Source organism: Streptomyces sp. NPDC058086 (assembly GCF_042885015.1).
Taxonomy (GTDB): domain Bacteria; phylum Actinomycetota; class Actinomycetes; order Streptomycetales; family Streptomycetaceae; genus Streptomyces.
The window spans coordinates 95,390-109,239 of the sequence record NZ_JBHVST010000004.1 but is presented as its reverse complement, the minus strand read 5'-3'; the positions used below and the strand labels follow the sequence as shown (position 1 = coordinate 109,239).

Genomic DNA, 13,850 nt, shown 5'->3' with positions numbered 1-13,850 from the left:
CGAGCCTCCCTGTCGCCCCCTGTCTCCCTCCCGCCCCTGCCTCTGGCCCCCTGTCCCTGCCCCCGGGAATGCGCCGACCAGGTCCGCTGTTACAGCACACGTAGCTGACATGCGCGAGTCAAGATCGCGTGATGTGGGCGGAAGGAGCACCTCATGGCACGTAACAGCGCGCGACCCGTCGTCACGCTGAGGTCGACAGCCGGGACCGGCGTCACCTACGTGACGCGGAAGAACCGCGGAAACGACCCCGACCGGCTCGTCCTGCGCAAGTACGACCCGGTGGTCGGTGAGCACGTCCCGTTCCGGGAGGAGCGCTGAGCCGAGCCCGGCGCCACCGGGCGGACCGTCACAGGACCGTCGACCGTCACGAGGGAGGAAACCTCATGAAGCCCCGCATCCATCCCGAATCCCGTCCCGTCGTCTTCCGTGACCGGGCCGCGGACGTCGCGTTTCTGACCCGTTCGACCGCGCACTCGTCGAAGACGATCGAGTGGGAGGACGGGAGCACCTACCCGGTGATCGACGTCGAGATCTCGTCGGCGAGCCATCCGTTCTACACCGGGACCTCGCGGGTCCTGGACACGGCAGGCCGTGTGGAGCGCTTCGAGCGTCGTTACGGCCGTACGGCCTCGCCGCGGCACTGACGGCGGGTTTGACAGTCCATAGCACGAGGAGGGCAGATCCATGAAGGTGCGCAAGTCCTTGCGTTCACTGAAGTCCAAGCCGGGGGCTCAGGTGGTCCGCCGACGAGGCGTGGTCTTCGTCGTCAACAAGAAGAACCCGCGCTTCAAGGCCCGTCAGGGCTGACGGCAGACCACCCGGAGGCAGGCGGCGACAAGGAGCGGATTCATCCACCCGGCTATGTGCTGCGTGGCTGGGTGCCGGACGTCAGGGCAACCCAGATGTCGTCGCTCTCCCGGATCACATAGAGCGGATCCCTACGTGGTTTCCAGCCGCGGGAAACCACGTAGTACCGCCCGTTGCGTTCCATGAGCAGCCGCACCCCGGTCCAGCGCGTCACATCACGAGCGCGCTCCTTGGCGTCCCGCTCTCCGAGCTGCCAGGTGATCTGGGTCAGTGCCCAGCAACAGGAAGACGGCCGCCGCGAAGAACGGGATCGCCTTGTGCCGGAGACCGGCTCGACGGTCGCTCGCGGTGTCCCGGCACTGGCCGAGGAGGAGACCGGCCGCGACGGTGAGCGGGGCGACCCAGCCGTACGGTGCGATGGCCGGCGAGATCACGAGCAGCACCAGCCCGGCGACGACCACCACCAGGTGGAGACGTGCCGCCGCTGTGCGAAGAGGCGATCTGCCGTCTCCGTCTGCTGACTCAGCGAATCGTCCGCCGAAGCGGGACCACGGGATGCCTGCCGCCACCAGAACGATCACGGCGCCCGAGGTTGACCGTCTGCAGAGTGAGGTTGAAGCAGCCGAAGAAACTGGTGGTGTACATCGCGCCGAGGTAGAACATGAGCGCCGCGACGAAGGAAGCCTGAGCGGCCACGCTCTTGAAGAAGGCTGTCGTTTGCGGTCGCCCAGGTCCGTCATCAACGTGGAACTCGCCGCACGGCGGTCGTGCTCGACATGCTCGCTCACGTGCTGCGAGGCGCCGGTGATTCCTCGGCGTCCGGGGTGCTGTCGGGCGCTGCTCCGGACGGCGGTGCAAGGGCGGTTCGGCGGTGGTGTCGTCACCGGTATCCGGGGGCGGCGATGGTGGTGGGAGAGGGACTCGGTGACCAGGTAGACGGGTCAATCGCCGGTTCCGAGGAGCCGCAGGCGGCGGCCGTGGCGAGGCCGATTCCGGTACACACCGACGTGACGATCCCCCTGCGGATCTTGTCCCGCATGCCACCTCCTTGATCGTTCCGGAGAGTAGGCGCCCTCCTCCGTCGGATCGCGAATCCCACGCGGGGCACCTGGGCACGTCCGCCGATTGGCCCTCCGCACCGTCCTGGCGACGGTCGGACGTTCGTACGGGCCGTGGTGTCGCGCTCAGTCCGCGTCCGCCGGGATGCGGAGCGTCACGCGGTAGCCGCCGTCGGGGGTGGGGCCGGACTCGAAGGTGCCGTTCAGGAGTTCGGCGCGCTCCCGGAGACCGACGAGGCCCTGTTGGGAGCCGGGCAGGGGCAGGGAGGGGCGGGTGGGGGCGTTGTTGGTCACTGTGACGCCGAAGCGGTCGCCGGTGTGCCACAGGTGGACGGTTGCGGCCGCGCCGGGCGCGTGTTTCCGTACGTTGGTCAGGGATTCCTGCACGGTGCGGTAGAGGGCGCGTTGCGTGGGGGTGGCGATGACGGAGGGGAGTTCACCGGTCAGGGTCGCCTCGATGCCGCTGGTCGACACGAGCTTGTGCAGGTCGGCGAGTGTGGGTTGCGGGGTGAGTTCGTCGACGCGGCCCCCGGAGGCCCGCAACAGCGCGACCATGTGGCGCAGTTCGTCGAGTGTGTCGACGCTCAGCGAACGGATGGTGCGGGCGCCCTCCTTGAAGTCCGGGTCCTTGGCGGCGACTTGAAGCGCACCCGCCTGTACGGCGATCAGGCTCACCTGGTGGGAGACGACGTCGTGCATCTCGCGGGCCAGCTGGGCGCGTTCCCGGGCCAGGACGGCCTGGGAGTGCAGCAGCCGTTCGTGTTCGCGGGCCTTCTCGATCTCCGCGAGCCGGTCGGCCAGGTCCCTCCGGGCCTGGACGAGTTGACCGAGCAGGACGGGGGCGGCGGCCGTGGCCAGGGTGTACAGGAAGTAGATCAACGTCCAGGCGCGTTCGTGTGAGCCGACGTTGCCCAGGGGCCAGGGCACGGCGGAGGCGACGGCGAACAGAAAGGCGGCCGCGACCAGGAGCCGTCGGTCGCGGGAGCGCTCGGCGAGGGTGAACAGCGCGGCGAACGAGGCGAAGACGATGTCCACCATCAGGCTGGCCGGGAGCGTGAGCAGGAACACCGTGAGCGGAAAGCGGCGACGCAGGGCGAGCGCGGCACAGGCGACCGCTGTCGCGGCCGTCGCGAGACGGCTGGAGTCCCCGAGGTTGATCAGGACGTCCACGGCGGCCACGGCGACGACCACGGCATCGACGACGGGATCCGGGATCCGCTCCCACCACGGCCTGCCCGCGTTCATCCCCGCTCCTCCGACCCGTTCCGCTCGTCCAGCAGGCCCGCCCGCTGGGCGAGCAGCGCGGCCCGCACCCGGCTGTTCACGCGCAGCTTGGTCAGGATCGCGCTGACGTGGTCCTTGACGGTGCCCGCGCTCAGGTGGACGCGGCTGCCGATGTCGGCGTTGGACAGCCCCTCCGCGATGAGCACCAGCACTTCGCGCTCCCGCTCGGTGAGCCGTCCGACGCGGGCGGCCTCCTCGTCGTCCGCGGCGGTCGCGCCCGGGTGGCTCTGCCACACGGCACGGGACGCCTTCGGCGACATCACGACACCACCCGCGCACAATGTCCGTACCAGTTGGGCGAGTTGGTCCGGCTCGGTGTCCTTGAGCAGAAAGCCAGCCGCCCCGGAGCGCAGCGCGGTGAGGATGTATTCGTCGGCGTCGAACGTCGTCAGCATCGCCACCACGGGCGCGTCCGGCAGCGCCCGCAGGTGCCGCAGTACGGTCAGACCGTCGACGTCCGGCATCCGGATGTCCAGCAGTACGACGTCCGGTGCCTCCCGCCGTACCGCGTCCACCGCCTCGGTGCCCGTCGTGGTCGCGACGACGTCGATGTCGTCGGCCGCGCCGAGGATGAGCTCGAAGCCGGACCGCACCAGGGCCTCGTCGTCCACCACCACTACCCGGATCACGCGCGTTCCGCCTCGTCCTTGATGTCATCGATGTCCTCGATGTCTATTGTCGTCACTGTGACCGTAGAACGGGAAAAGCCCGGTGCGGTGCTCCTGCGGGACGGCCCAGCCACGTGGCGGGTCGGTTCCAGTCGTCCGGGGGGTGTGGAGCGGACGTCTGTCGGATACTGGGCGATTGCCGTTCTCTCCAGCCTGTGAGCCATGACGCGGAACGCAGACGACTCGGCGCTCGTGCCACCGGCTGCCCGGCCGGGCCACCAGGGTCGCGGAGCGCGTCGGAAGAGGGCCCCGTCGGGCGGCCGCGGTGGCGGTCACTTTGGTGCTGAAGGTTCCCGTGGGTTCCCGACTGGAGTGGGGAACGTCGTCATTCCTCGATGTGGATCGCCAGCGCGGGGCAGACGGCCGCCGCGTTGCGCACGTCATCGGCCAGTTCCGGTGACGGGTTCTCGTTCAGCAGTACGACGATGCCGTCCTCGTCGCGCTGGTCGAAGACGTCCATGGCGGCGGCCACGCACTGCCCGGCCGCGACGCACTTCTCCTCGTCGACGACAACCTTCATGAGTCTCTCCTGATCGTTCAGCGGGTGGGGGTCGGCGCGTTCAGCGCGTCGACGATCTCCTGGCGGCGCAGGCGGGCCTGCTTGGGCATGTTCCAGCCGAGGACACCGGTGACCACGCCGTCGCTGCGGTACCGGGCGACGAAGCGCCGTGCCGTCACATCGCCCTCGACGACGTCCACTTCGGCGTCGGGCGGCAGCAGGCCGTGCACCTGGAGCTTCGCGTCGAACTGGTCGGTCCAGAAGTACGGCACCGGCTGGTAGGGACGGTCCTCCCCGAGGATCACCCCGGCGACCGCCGCGGCCTGCTCCGTGGCGTTCGTCCGGTTCTCCAGGCGTACCAGGCGGCCGAGTCGCTCGTGATGCCACCGGGCCACGTCGCCGACCGCGTAGACACCCTCCGCCGCGCGGCACCGGGAATCGCAGACCACCCCGTTGTCGAGGCGCAGTCCGCTGTCCGCCAGCCACTCCGTCGCGGGGGTCGCGCCGATCGCGACCACCACGGTGTCGGCCGGCAGGACCTCGCCCGTGCCCAGAAGCACTCCGGCGACCCGCCCGTGCTCCCCGGCCAGCCCCATGACGCCGGTACCGAGCCGCAGTCGTACCCCGCGTTCGCCGTGCAGTTCCGCCAGCAGCCCGGACACCAACGGGCCCACCTGCAGGGCCAGCGGCGCCGGCAGCGGGCCCGCCATGGTGACCTCCAGCCCCAACGTCCGTGCGGTGGCGGCGATCTCGGCGCCGAGGACACCCTCGCCGACGACCACCAACCGTGCGGAACCCAGCAGGTCCTTCCGCAGGGCCAGCGCGTCGTCGAGCGTGCGCAGCACATGTACGCCGGTCAGGCCTTCCTGTCCGGGCAGCACCCGTGGCCGTACCCCCGTCGCGATCACGATCGTGTCCGCCCGTAGTTCGCGCCCGGACTCCGCTCGTACGGTCCGCGTCGCCGTGTCCAGCGCGACCGCCGCGTCCCCGAGGACGAACTCGGCGTCCAGCGTCGACAGCACCTCCCGAGTCCGCAGTGCGGAGCGGGCCGGCTCCCACGCGCCGGAGAGCACCTGCTTGGACAGCGGGGGCCGGTCGTAGGGCGCGTGCGGTTCGGCTCCGAGCACCGTGATCCCGCCCCTGTATCCCTTGCGCCGCAGCGCCTCCACCGTGGAGAGCCCGGCGGCGGACGCGCCCACCACCAGCACGCGGGCCGGGGCCGTCATCCGTGCACCCCGGGGGCTACGGTCTCCCTGACGTCGTCCTCGATCTTCATGTGCGGCTCCGTTGCGGCGTGGGTGGGGTGTCCCCGTAGGGAAAAATAGACCTAACGGTCGGTACAATCAATGTCTCGGGAAAATCACCTGCGAGATGCCGGCCGGTGCCTCGGCGGGCCCGTCGGCGGGCCCGGAGTCAGGCCATGTAGCGGCCGCCGTTGGTGCTGAGCGTCTGACCGGTCACGTAACCGGCCTCCTCGGAGGCGAGGTAGGCGACCGCGTAGGCGACGTCCTCCGGTCGGCCGGCCCGCTTCATGGGCATCATGGCCGCGACCGCCTCGACGTCGACGTCGGACTCCCGTACCAGCGGGGTGTCGATGAACCCGGGCGGGACGTGGTTCACGGTGATGCCCTTGTCGATGTACTCGAACGCCAGCGCCTTGGTGAGGCCGATGACACCGCCCTTGGACGCCGCGTAGTGACCTACGGCGGGCGCTCCGCTCTGGGCCGCCGACGAGGAGATGTTGACGATCCGGCCCCATCGCGCCGCGAGCATGTCCGGCACCAGCTCTCTGGTGACCAGGAACGGCCCCTTGAGGTTGATCCTGATCATGCGGTCCCACGAGTCCTCGGTGATGTCCGTGAAGGACTCGTAGACGCTGATTCCGGCGTTGTTGACGAGGATGGTGACGGGGCCGAGTTCGTCGCGGGTGCGGGCGGCCGCCGCGGCCACGGCGGTGGCGTCGGCCGCGTCGCCGCCCACCGCGATCGCCGTTCCGCCCGCCTCGTGGATCGTGGCGACGGTCTTCTCGGCGGCCTCCAGGTTCAGGTCCCACACCGCGACCGCGGCGCCCTGGGCCGTGAGTACGGTCGCGATCGCCTGTCCTATTCCACGGGCGCCGCCGGTGACGACGGCGACCTTTCCTTCCAGCGACAGTGGCACTGGCAGCGGCATGGGGTGCTCCTTGTGTGCGTGGTCTCAGGTGCCGGGATCTGTTTTTTTGGGCTTCGTTCTCGGTGGGCAGGGGGTGGGAGTAGGTGTGGGGGAGAGGCTCTGCCCTCCCGGCGGCCTGCGGCTGGGAGAAGAGCTCCGTCCCCGGGGCGTCGGGGGTCGGAGCGGACTCCGCCACCGAGGCGGTTGGAAGCCGGCGGAACTTCGTCCCCGGCTTCGTGCAAGCCGGAGTGGGACTTAGTCCTCGGTCCCTCCGAGGCCGGAGCGGGACCCCGCCCCCCGGGGCTCCTGGAAGCCGGGGCGAAACCTCGCCCCTGGTCCCCCAGGTACCGGAGCGGGTCCCCGGTCCCAGGAGTTGGAGCAGGCCTCCGTCCGCGGTCCCAGGTGTAGGAGCGGAACTCCCTCCCTGGTCCCGGGAGTTGGAGCTGGTCTCGGTCCGCGCTCCCGGGAGTTGGTGCGGGTCTCGGTCCGTGGTCCCGGGAGTCGGTGCGGGTCTCGGTCCGCGGTCCCAGGAGTAGGAGCGGAACTCCCTCCCCGATCCCAGGAGTCGGTGCGGAACTCCGTCCCTGGGATGACCGCCCGCGGCCCGGCCGCCGCCGTGACGGCGGGCCCGGAGTCCGTCAGTCGGCCAGTGCCTCGCGGGCCGCGTTGCGGGCCGCCGTCGCCGCGGGGAAGCCCGCGTAACCCGTGGCGTGGTAGATGACCTCGGCGATCTCGTCCTCGGTCAGTCCGTTGGTGCGTGCGATCCGTACATGGGTCCGCAGCTCGGTCTCGGCCCCGAGGGCGATCAGGATGCCCAACGTGACCAGGCTGCGGTCCCGGCGGCTGAGCCCCTCGCGGGCCCACAGCGCGCCCCAGACGCTGGACAGGCCGATCTCGACCAGCTCCTCTCCGAGCCGACCGTCACGCAGGTCGAGGTCGTCGCCCTCGGGGAACACGCCGGGCAGCGCCTCCCGCATGGCCTTGAGCCCCGCGGCCCGCAGATCGGTCCCGGTCCCGGACCGACCACCCCGCACCTCGCCCCCGACAGCCTCGGCTGTGGTGGGTTCCTCGGCATCCATGGCCCTCATGTGCGACTCCCGGTGCGTGTGCTCACGTTCGTTGCAGCGAAAGTTAGATCAAACGGTCGGTACAATCAATGGCTCTCGACAACATGGCTGCTGACAACCCTCACGCGGTCCATCGCGTCCCGTCATTCGAGGACCTGCACTCTTCCCGCGTCACCGCCATTGAGTCGAACCCTCCCCCTCATCTACGCTCGGGCTGAATATTCGATCGACCGGTCGAAATATCAATGAGGCTCGCGTGGGGAGTCGCGGCCCCTGTCACGTTGGAGGGCAGATGAGCGAATCGACGAAGGTGTCGGGTGCGGCGGACCAGGACCGAGTCGACGTGCTGGTCGTGGGAGCAGGCGTCACGGGCATCTATCAGCTGTATCGGGCCCGCGAGGCCGGTTTCTCGGCGAAGTTGGTCGAGGCCGGCACCGGTGTGGGCGGCACCTGGTACTGGAACCGCTACCCCGAGGCCCGCTTCGACTCCGAGAGCTACACCTACGGTTACCTGTTCTCGAAGGAGCTGTGGGAGGAGTGGGAGTGGTCGGAGCGGTTCGCCGGCCAGCCGGAGATCGAGCGCTACTTCAACTACGTCGTCGACCGTTTCGACCTGCGGCGCGACATCGTGTTCGGCGCCAAGGTGACCGCGACCGTCTACGACGAGCCGTCCGGGACGTGGACCGTGCGGACCTCCGACGGCGCCGAGCACCGGGCGCGCTTCGTCGTCGCGGCGACCGGCATCCTCTCCGTGCCGTTCATCCCGGACATTCCGGGACGCGGTGACTTCCGGGGCGAGCAGCACCACACCGGTCTGTGGCCGAAGACGCCCGTCGACTTCTCCGGCAAGCGCGTGGCCCTCATCGGCACCGGTTCCAGCGGCGTGCAGATCGTCCCCGCGATCGCGGACGAGGTGGCCTCCCTGACGGTGTACCAGAAGGTGGCCGACTGGCTCACTCCGCTCAACAATGCCCCGATCGCGCCCGAGGAACAGGCGGAACTGAAGGCGAACTTCGAGTCCATCCGCGAGACGCTGAACACCTCGCCGAGCGGGTTCCTCCACCAGATCACGATGCGTTCGGGCCTCGACGACTCCCCCGAGCAGCGGCAGGACTTCTATGAGGAGCGGTGGAACGGCCCCGGCTTCACCAAACTGTCCGAGCACTACATGGACATGACGACCAACCCCACCGTGAACGCGGAGTGGTGCGAGTTCCTCGTCGGGAAGATCCGCAGCATCGTCAAGGATCCCGAGACGGCGGAGAAGCTGATCCCCAAGGGACACGGCTACGGCGGTCGGCGGCCCCCGTTCGGGACCGGCTACTACGAGACGTACAACAAGCCGAATGTCTTCCTCGTCGACCTCAACGAGACGCCGATCACCCGCATCACCGAGACCGGCGTCGAGACGCCCGAAGGCACGCAGGACTTCGACATCATCATCTGGGCGACGGGCTACGACTTCGGGACCGGCGCGCTCAACCGGCTGGGGGTGCGCGGCCGAGGGGGGCTCGCGCTGGAGGAGTACTGGGAGGACGGCCCGCGCACCCACCTCGGGGTCGCGGCCGCCGGCTTCCCGAACTTCTTCTTCCCCGGCGGGCCGCACGGCGCCCTCGGCAACAACCCGCGCTACTCCGGCGACCAGGTGGACTTCGTCGTCGACGCGCTCGTCCACACGCGTGAACGCGGCCATGACGTGATCGAGGTGACCGCCACCGCCGAGGACGAGTGGACGGACAAGATGAACAGCAGCGGGGACCTGTCCTCGTTCCTGAAGAGCAGTTACTTCTACGGGGCCAACATCCCCGGCAAGCCGGTGCGGCAGCTGCTGAACCCGACGGGGCGGTGGGCGCTCCAGGAGATGATCGCCGCCATCCAGCAGAACGAGTACGCGACGTTCGTCTTCTCCAAGGCCCCGAAAGAGGCCTAGGCGTACGAAGGCCCGGGCCGCGTGGAGGCGATCGGTCGTCTCCACGCGGCCCGGGCGTGCCGGGTTCCTGAGGCAGACGGTGGGCTCTACGACGGCTTACGGCTCACCGCCCCCGCCCTCTCTCTGCCCACCCTCTGCCCCCCTGCGGCCTACGACACGAACGTCGTCACCCTCCGCCGGAACCGCCAGGCGCCGTCGCGCCGGCTCAGGGTGTCGTCGTAGCGTCCGACGAGCTGCACCGCCCAGCCCGCCTCGCCGCGCTGGAAGAACGCCAGGTTGCTCACCGCGGTCGCCTCGTCCTCGGTCCACGAGGTGACGACCGTGTTGGCGGCCAGGTGGAGTTGGGGCCGGGTCGGCGCGAAGGCGGCGTACCCCTTGCGTATGGCCTCCCGCCCCTCGAAGGTGCCGACGCCGGCGATCTCGGCGACGCCGTCGGGCCAGAACAGGTCGGCCAGGTCGTCGAGGCGTCCGGCGTCCAGCGCCTGTGCGTAGGCGGCGATGGCGGCGTGCATGTTCGCCGCCACCGACGCCTCGGTCGATGCGCTCATCTCGCTCCAAGCTCCAAAAGGTGAGTGGGTCGACTGCTGAAAGAACTACTGGAAGGTGGTGCTCCTGCGGTGCAACCGCCACGCGCCGTCGCGCCGGCGCAGCGTGTCGTCGTAGTGCCCGACGAGCTGCACCGCCCAGCCGGACTCGCCCCGCTGGAGGAAGGCCACGTCGCTTGCCGCGGTCGCCTCGTCCTCCGCCCGCGAGGTGATGACGGTGTTGGTCACCAGGTGCAGCTGCGGCTGCGTCGGCGCCCATGACTTGAAGGCGTCCCGGAGCGCGTCGTGCCCCTCGATGGGGTCCATTCCCGGCAGCTCCAGCACCGCGTCGGGCGTGTACAGCGCGACGACGTCGTCGGTGCGGCCCGCGTCCTGGGCCTGGGTGTGCGCGCCGATCACCGCACGCACGCCCGCCACGACCCACGCCTCTGTGGATTCGCTCATTCTTCTCTCCAGGGTTGGTGTTTCGACCACGCAGTCTATTGCCGTGTCCTAGCTAATGGGAGAGTTTGGTGACGGATTTGTTGACCACTCGGTACAATCGCAAATAGCATGCGGACGGCTGTCAACGGGGACTGTGCCGAGGGAGGCGTGATCATGACGAAGCGTTGGAAGCAGCGTCCGCCGGGTTCGACGTGGGGCGACTGGGGTGAGGACGACGAACTGGGGCGCATCAACCTGCTCACCCCGCAGAAGGTTCTCGAAGGGGTGCGTGAGGTCGAGCACGGGATCAGCTTCAGTCTGAGTCTGCCCCTCGACTATCCGGGCGGCTCGGCGATGAACCAGCGGCGGTACCCGCCGATTCTGCGGCCGACCGAGGACCTCGAGCACAAGCAGGACGTCTTCTACAACGTCGTCGCGCGTGAGCAGATCGACCCTTCGCTGATCGACGTGTGGTCCGACGACGTGGTGACCCTCTGGCTCCAGTACTCGACCCAGTGGGACTCGCTCGCCCACCAGGGCGCCGAGTTCGACGCGGACGGTGACGGGGTCGCCGAGCCGGTCTACTACAACGGCTACCGGGCAGGCGCGGACCTGGTCGGGCCGCAGGAGGACGCCAAGGGGGACGGCAGCGGGAGTCTCAGCTTCGCCCGCCACCTCGGTCTGGAGAAGATGGCGGAACACGGGGTGCAGGGCCGGGGTGTCCTCATCGACATCGCCCACCACCTCGGTACCGGCTACCAGCCGGTCGGCTTCAAGCAGCTCCAGGACATCATGGCCGCCGACAACGTGGTCGTGGAGCCCGGTGACATGCTCCTTCTGCACACCGGCTTCGCCACCCAGATCCTCGCCTGGGAGAAGAACCCGGACCCGGTGGCGATCCATCAGACGGCCGCCTACCTCGACGCGGACGACCCGGACCTGCTCGAATGGATCGCCGAGTCGCAGATCTCGGCGCTGATATCGGACAACTACGCGGTCGAGGGCGTGGGCGTCACGCAGGCCCAGGGCCCGCACACGCTGCTGCCGATCCACCACCTCTGCCTCTTCAAGCTCGGCGTCCCGCTCGGTGAGCTGTGGTACCTGCACGACCTGGCGGCCTGGCTGCGGGAGCACAACCGCAGCCGGTTCCTGCTCACCGCGCCTCCGCTGAACCTGCCGGGGACCCAGGGCAGTCCGCTCACACCGGTCGCGACCGTCTGACGGCTGCCACGACGGGAAGGGCCCCCAGAATCCTGGGGGCCCTTCCCGTCGTGGCCCTGTTCAGACCGCGGCGGTCCTGCGCAGGGTCTCCGCGATCGTGTCCCGTGAGGGGAGCCAGGTCCGCTCCAGGGAGGGTGAGTACGGCGCCGGTACGGAGGGCGGCGCGACCCGGGTGACGGGCGCGTCCAGGTGCCAGAACCCCTCGTCGACGGCGAGGGCGGACAGCTCGGCGCCGACGCCGAAGTCCCGTACCGCCTCGTGCGCGATGACCAGGCGGTTGGTCTTCGCGAGGGAGGCGAGGACGGTCTCCCGGTCCAGTGGGGCGATCGTCCGCAGGTCGACGACCTCGACGCTGATGCCCTCGGCGGCGAGCAGCTCCGCGGCGGCCAGGCAGTCCTGGACCATCCGGGACCAGGAGACCAGGGTGATGTCGGTGCCCTCCCGGACCACCTTGGCCTTGCCCAGGGGGATCAGGTGCTCCACCGGCGGCCGGGGACCCTTGAGGCCGTACTGCAGGCGGTTCTCGACGAAGACCACCGGGTTGGGGTCCTGGATGGCGGCCCGCAGCAGGCCGTAGGTGTCCGCCGGGTTGGAGGGCATCACCACGGTCAGCCCCGGTATGTGGGCGAGGATGGCCTCCAGGCTCTGTGAGTGCTGGCTGCCGGATGAGCGTCCGGCGCCGAACTGGGTGCGCACCACGAGCGGCATGGACGCCCGGCCGCCGGTCATGAAGCGCAGCTTGGCGGCCTGGTTGAGCAGCATGTCCAGGCAGACGCCGATGAAGTCCATGTACATGATCTCCACGACCGGCTTCATGCCCGCCATGGCCGCGCCCACCGCCGTACCCAGGATGGCGCTCTCGCTGATCGGGGTGTCGCGGACCCGGCCGGGGAAGGCCCCGGCCAGGCCCCGGGTGAGGCCGAAGACGTTGCCGCCCGCGCCGACGTCGATCCCGGCGACGAACACGGCGGGATCCGCGGCGAGTTCGTGTTCCAGGGCGAGGCGCACGGCGTCCATGGAGCGGAAGATCTCGGCCTCGGCCGGGAGCGGGGCCGGCTCGGGCAGGGCAGGGCGCGGGGCCGACACGAAGTCGTACAGCGTTTCGGGTGCGGGCTCCGGCAGACCGCGCGCCCACTCCACGGCCGCCTCGATCTCCTTGTCGATCTCCTCGTCGACGGCGTCGGCGAGCGCTGCCGCGACGCCGGCCGTCTCCAGGTGCCGGCGGGCCACCAGCAGCGGGTCGCGTTCCTTGGCGGCGGCGACCTCCTCGGGGGAGCGGTAGCGCTCGGGGTCGCCCTCGTAGTGGCCGTGCCAGCGGTACGTCTCGGCCTCCACCAGGACCGGGCCGCCGCCCTCGCGCAGCCGCCGTACGACCTCGGTCATGGTGCGCGCCACCGCGACGACGTCGTTGCCGTCCACGTGCTCGTACGCGATGCCGTACCCGGCGGCGCGGGCGGAGAGCGGGGCGCGGTGCTGGTCGGCGGCGGGCGAGAACTCGGAGTAGTGGTTGTTCTCGCAGAGGAAGACGACCGGCAGGTCCCATACGGCGGCCAGGTTGACGGCCTCGTGGAACATGCCCTGGGCCACCGCCCCGTCGCCGAAGAACGCCACCACCACGTCACCGGCGGCGCGCAGCTTGGCCGCGGTCGCCACCCCGGTGGCGATGGGCAGTCCGGCGCCGACGATGCCGTTGGCGCCGTAGATGCCGAGGCCCGGGTCCGCGATGTGCATCGAACCGCCGCGGCCGCGGCAGGTCCCGGCGTCCTTGCCCATCAGCTCGGCCATCATCGACGCGGAGTCCAGCCCCTTGGCCAGCACATGGCCGTGGCCGCGATGGGTGGAGGTGATGCCGTCGCGTGCGCCGAGCGGCCAGCAGGCGCCGACCGCACTGGCCTCCTGTCCGATCGACAGATGCAGGAAGCCGGGGATCTCCGTCGCCTTGTACAGGTCGGAGGCCCGCTCCTCGAACCGTCGGATCCGGCGCATCCGACGGTACATTTCCAGGAGCTGCTCCGCGTGCGCGGGAGTGGTGCCGGTGTGCTGCGGTGCCTCGGTCATGCGCGTCCTCGCAATGCTCGCGCAGACGGCGCGCTTGCGCGCCGCCCGGGTCCATCTTTTAATGTACCGTTTGGTCTAGCAAACTGGAGCGGCGTCCCGGAGTCCGCTTCCCCCCAGGTGCGCCGACGGCCGTCTGGAG

The 13,850-nt window shown here is 69.8% G+C and carries 18 protein-coding genes; 5 read left to right on the top strand and 13 right to left on the bottom strand.

What is annotated here, in order from left to right:
* Positions 1–153 precede the first annotated feature (153 nt).
* The 3 genes from rpmG to ykgO all read left to right on the top strand — a co-directional run bounded on the left by rpmG (position 154) and on the right by ykgO (position 807).
* Positions 154–318 (top strand): 50S ribosomal protein L33, encoded by a 165-nt coding sequence (rpmG, locus tag ACFVWD_RS04635; RefSeq protein WP_054230143.1) that lies wholly within the window; start codon positions 154–156, stop codon positions 316–318.
* Positions 319–383: 65 nt separating this feature from the next.
* Complete coding sequence (locus tag ACFVWD_RS04630) at positions 384–644, top strand: type B 50S ribosomal protein L31 (protein ID WP_360263586.1); 261 nt, start codon at positions 384–386, stop codon at positions 642–644.
* 40 nt (positions 645–684) lie between these two features.
* Positions 685–807 (top strand): type B 50S ribosomal protein L36, encoded by a 123-nt coding sequence (ykgO, locus tag ACFVWD_RS04625; protein ID WP_054244622.1) that lies wholly within the window; start codon positions 685–687, stop codon positions 805–807.
* A gap of 52 nt (positions 808–859) precedes the next feature.
* Here ykgO and ACFVWD_RS04620 read toward each other — a convergent pair whose 3' ends face one another.
* The 10 genes from ACFVWD_RS04620 to ACFVWD_RS04575 all read right to left on the bottom strand — a co-directional run bounded on the left by ACFVWD_RS04620 (position 860) and on the right by ACFVWD_RS04575 (position 7,555).
* A complete protein-coding gene (locus ACFVWD_RS04620) occupies positions 860–1,021 on the bottom strand; it encodes a hypothetical protein (protein WP_389593937.1) in 162 nt (53 codons plus the stop codon).
* A gap of 1 nt (position 1,022) precedes the next feature.
* Complete coding sequence (locus ACFVWD_RS04615) at positions 1,023–1,271, bottom strand: hypothetical protein (protein ID WP_389593936.1); 249 nt, start codon at positions 1,269–1,271, stop codon at positions 1,023–1,025.
* Positions 1,272–1,329: 58 nt separating this feature from the next.
* On the bottom strand, positions 1,330–1,503 hold the full coding sequence (locus tag ACFVWD_RS04610) for a hypothetical protein (RefSeq protein WP_389593935.1): 174 nt from the start codon (positions 1,501–1,503) through the stop codon (positions 1,330–1,332).
* Between the two features lie 184 nt (positions 1,504–1,687).
* On the bottom strand, positions 1,688–1,846 hold the full coding sequence (locus ACFVWD_RS04605; RefSeq protein ID WP_389593934.1) for a hypothetical protein: 159 nt from the start codon (positions 1,844–1,846) through the stop codon (positions 1,688–1,690).
* A gap of 145 nt (positions 1,847–1,991) precedes the next feature.
* A complete protein-coding gene (locus ACFVWD_RS04600) occupies positions 1,992–3,110 on the bottom strand; it encodes a sensor histidine kinase (protein ID WP_389593933.1) in 1,119 nt (372 codons plus the stop codon).
* Positions 3,107–3,778, bottom strand: a complete 672-nt coding sequence (locus tag ACFVWD_RS04595; protein ID WP_389593932.1) for a response regulator — start codon at positions 3,776–3,778, stop codon at positions 3,107–3,109. The genes ACFVWD_RS04600 and ACFVWD_RS04595 overlap by 4 nt, the downstream gene beginning before the upstream one ends.
* 364 nt (positions 3,779–4,142) lie before the next feature.
* The gene (locus ACFVWD_RS04590; protein ID WP_060895483.1) at positions 4,143–4,337 is read right to left on the bottom strand and encodes a ferredoxin; all 195 of its coding nucleotides are present in this window, start codon (positions 4,335–4,337) and stop codon (positions 4,143–4,145) included.
* A 17-nt stretch (positions 4,338–4,354) separates the two neighbouring features.
* On the bottom strand, positions 4,355–5,542 hold the full coding sequence (locus ACFVWD_RS04585) for an NAD(P)/FAD-dependent oxidoreductase (protein WP_389593931.1): 1,188 nt from the start codon (positions 5,540–5,542) through the stop codon (positions 4,355–4,357).
* Positions 5,543–5,729: 187 nt separating this feature from the next.
* Entirely contained in the window at positions 5,730–6,488 is a 759-nt protein-coding gene (locus ACFVWD_RS04580) for an SDR family NAD(P)-dependent oxidoreductase (RefSeq protein ID WP_389593930.1), read from the bottom strand.
* Between the two features lie 617 nt (positions 6,489–7,105).
* Entirely contained in the window at positions 7,106–7,555 is a 450-nt protein-coding gene (locus ACFVWD_RS04575) for a carboxymuconolactone decarboxylase family protein (protein ID WP_389593929.1), read from the bottom strand.
* 271 nt (positions 7,556–7,826) lie between these two features.
* Between ACFVWD_RS04575 and ACFVWD_RS04570 the strand changes: the two genes are divergently transcribed.
* Positions 7,827–9,464, top strand: a complete 1,638-nt coding sequence (locus ACFVWD_RS04570; RefSeq protein WP_389593928.1) for a flavin-containing monooxygenase — start codon at positions 7,827–7,829, stop codon at positions 9,462–9,464.
* A gap of 149 nt (positions 9,465–9,613) precedes the next feature.
* On the opposite strand, the gene ACFVWD_RS04565 is transcribed toward ACFVWD_RS04570, so the two are convergent.
* Positions 9,614–10,012 carry a nuclear transport factor 2 family protein gene (locus tag ACFVWD_RS04565; protein ID WP_389593927.1) on the bottom strand — a complete coding sequence of 133 codons (399 nt, stop codon included), beginning with the start codon at positions 10,010–10,012 and terminating at the stop codon, positions 9,614–9,616.
* Positions 10,013–10,057: 45 nt separating this feature from the next.
* The gene (locus ACFVWD_RS04560; protein WP_389593926.1) at positions 10,058–10,453 is read right to left on the bottom strand and encodes a YybH family protein; all 396 of its coding nucleotides are present in this window, start codon (positions 10,451–10,453) and stop codon (positions 10,058–10,060) included.
* Between the two features lie 153 nt (positions 10,454–10,606).
* On the opposite strand from ACFVWD_RS04560, the gene ACFVWD_RS04555 reads away from it, so the two are divergent.
* Positions 10,607–11,653 carry a cyclase family protein gene (locus ACFVWD_RS04555; RefSeq protein WP_389593925.1) on the top strand — a complete coding sequence of 349 codons (1,047 nt, stop codon included), beginning with the start codon at positions 10,607–10,609 and terminating at the stop codon, positions 11,651–11,653.
* A gap of 60 nt (positions 11,654–11,713) precedes the next feature.
* Here ACFVWD_RS04555 and ACFVWD_RS04550 read toward each other — a convergent pair whose 3' ends face one another.
* On the bottom strand, positions 11,714–13,711 hold the full coding sequence (locus tag ACFVWD_RS04550) for a pyruvate dehydrogenase complex E1 component subunit beta (protein WP_389593924.1): 1,998 nt from the start codon (positions 13,709–13,711) through the stop codon (positions 11,714–11,716).
* Positions 13,712–13,850: the final 139 nt, after the last annotated feature.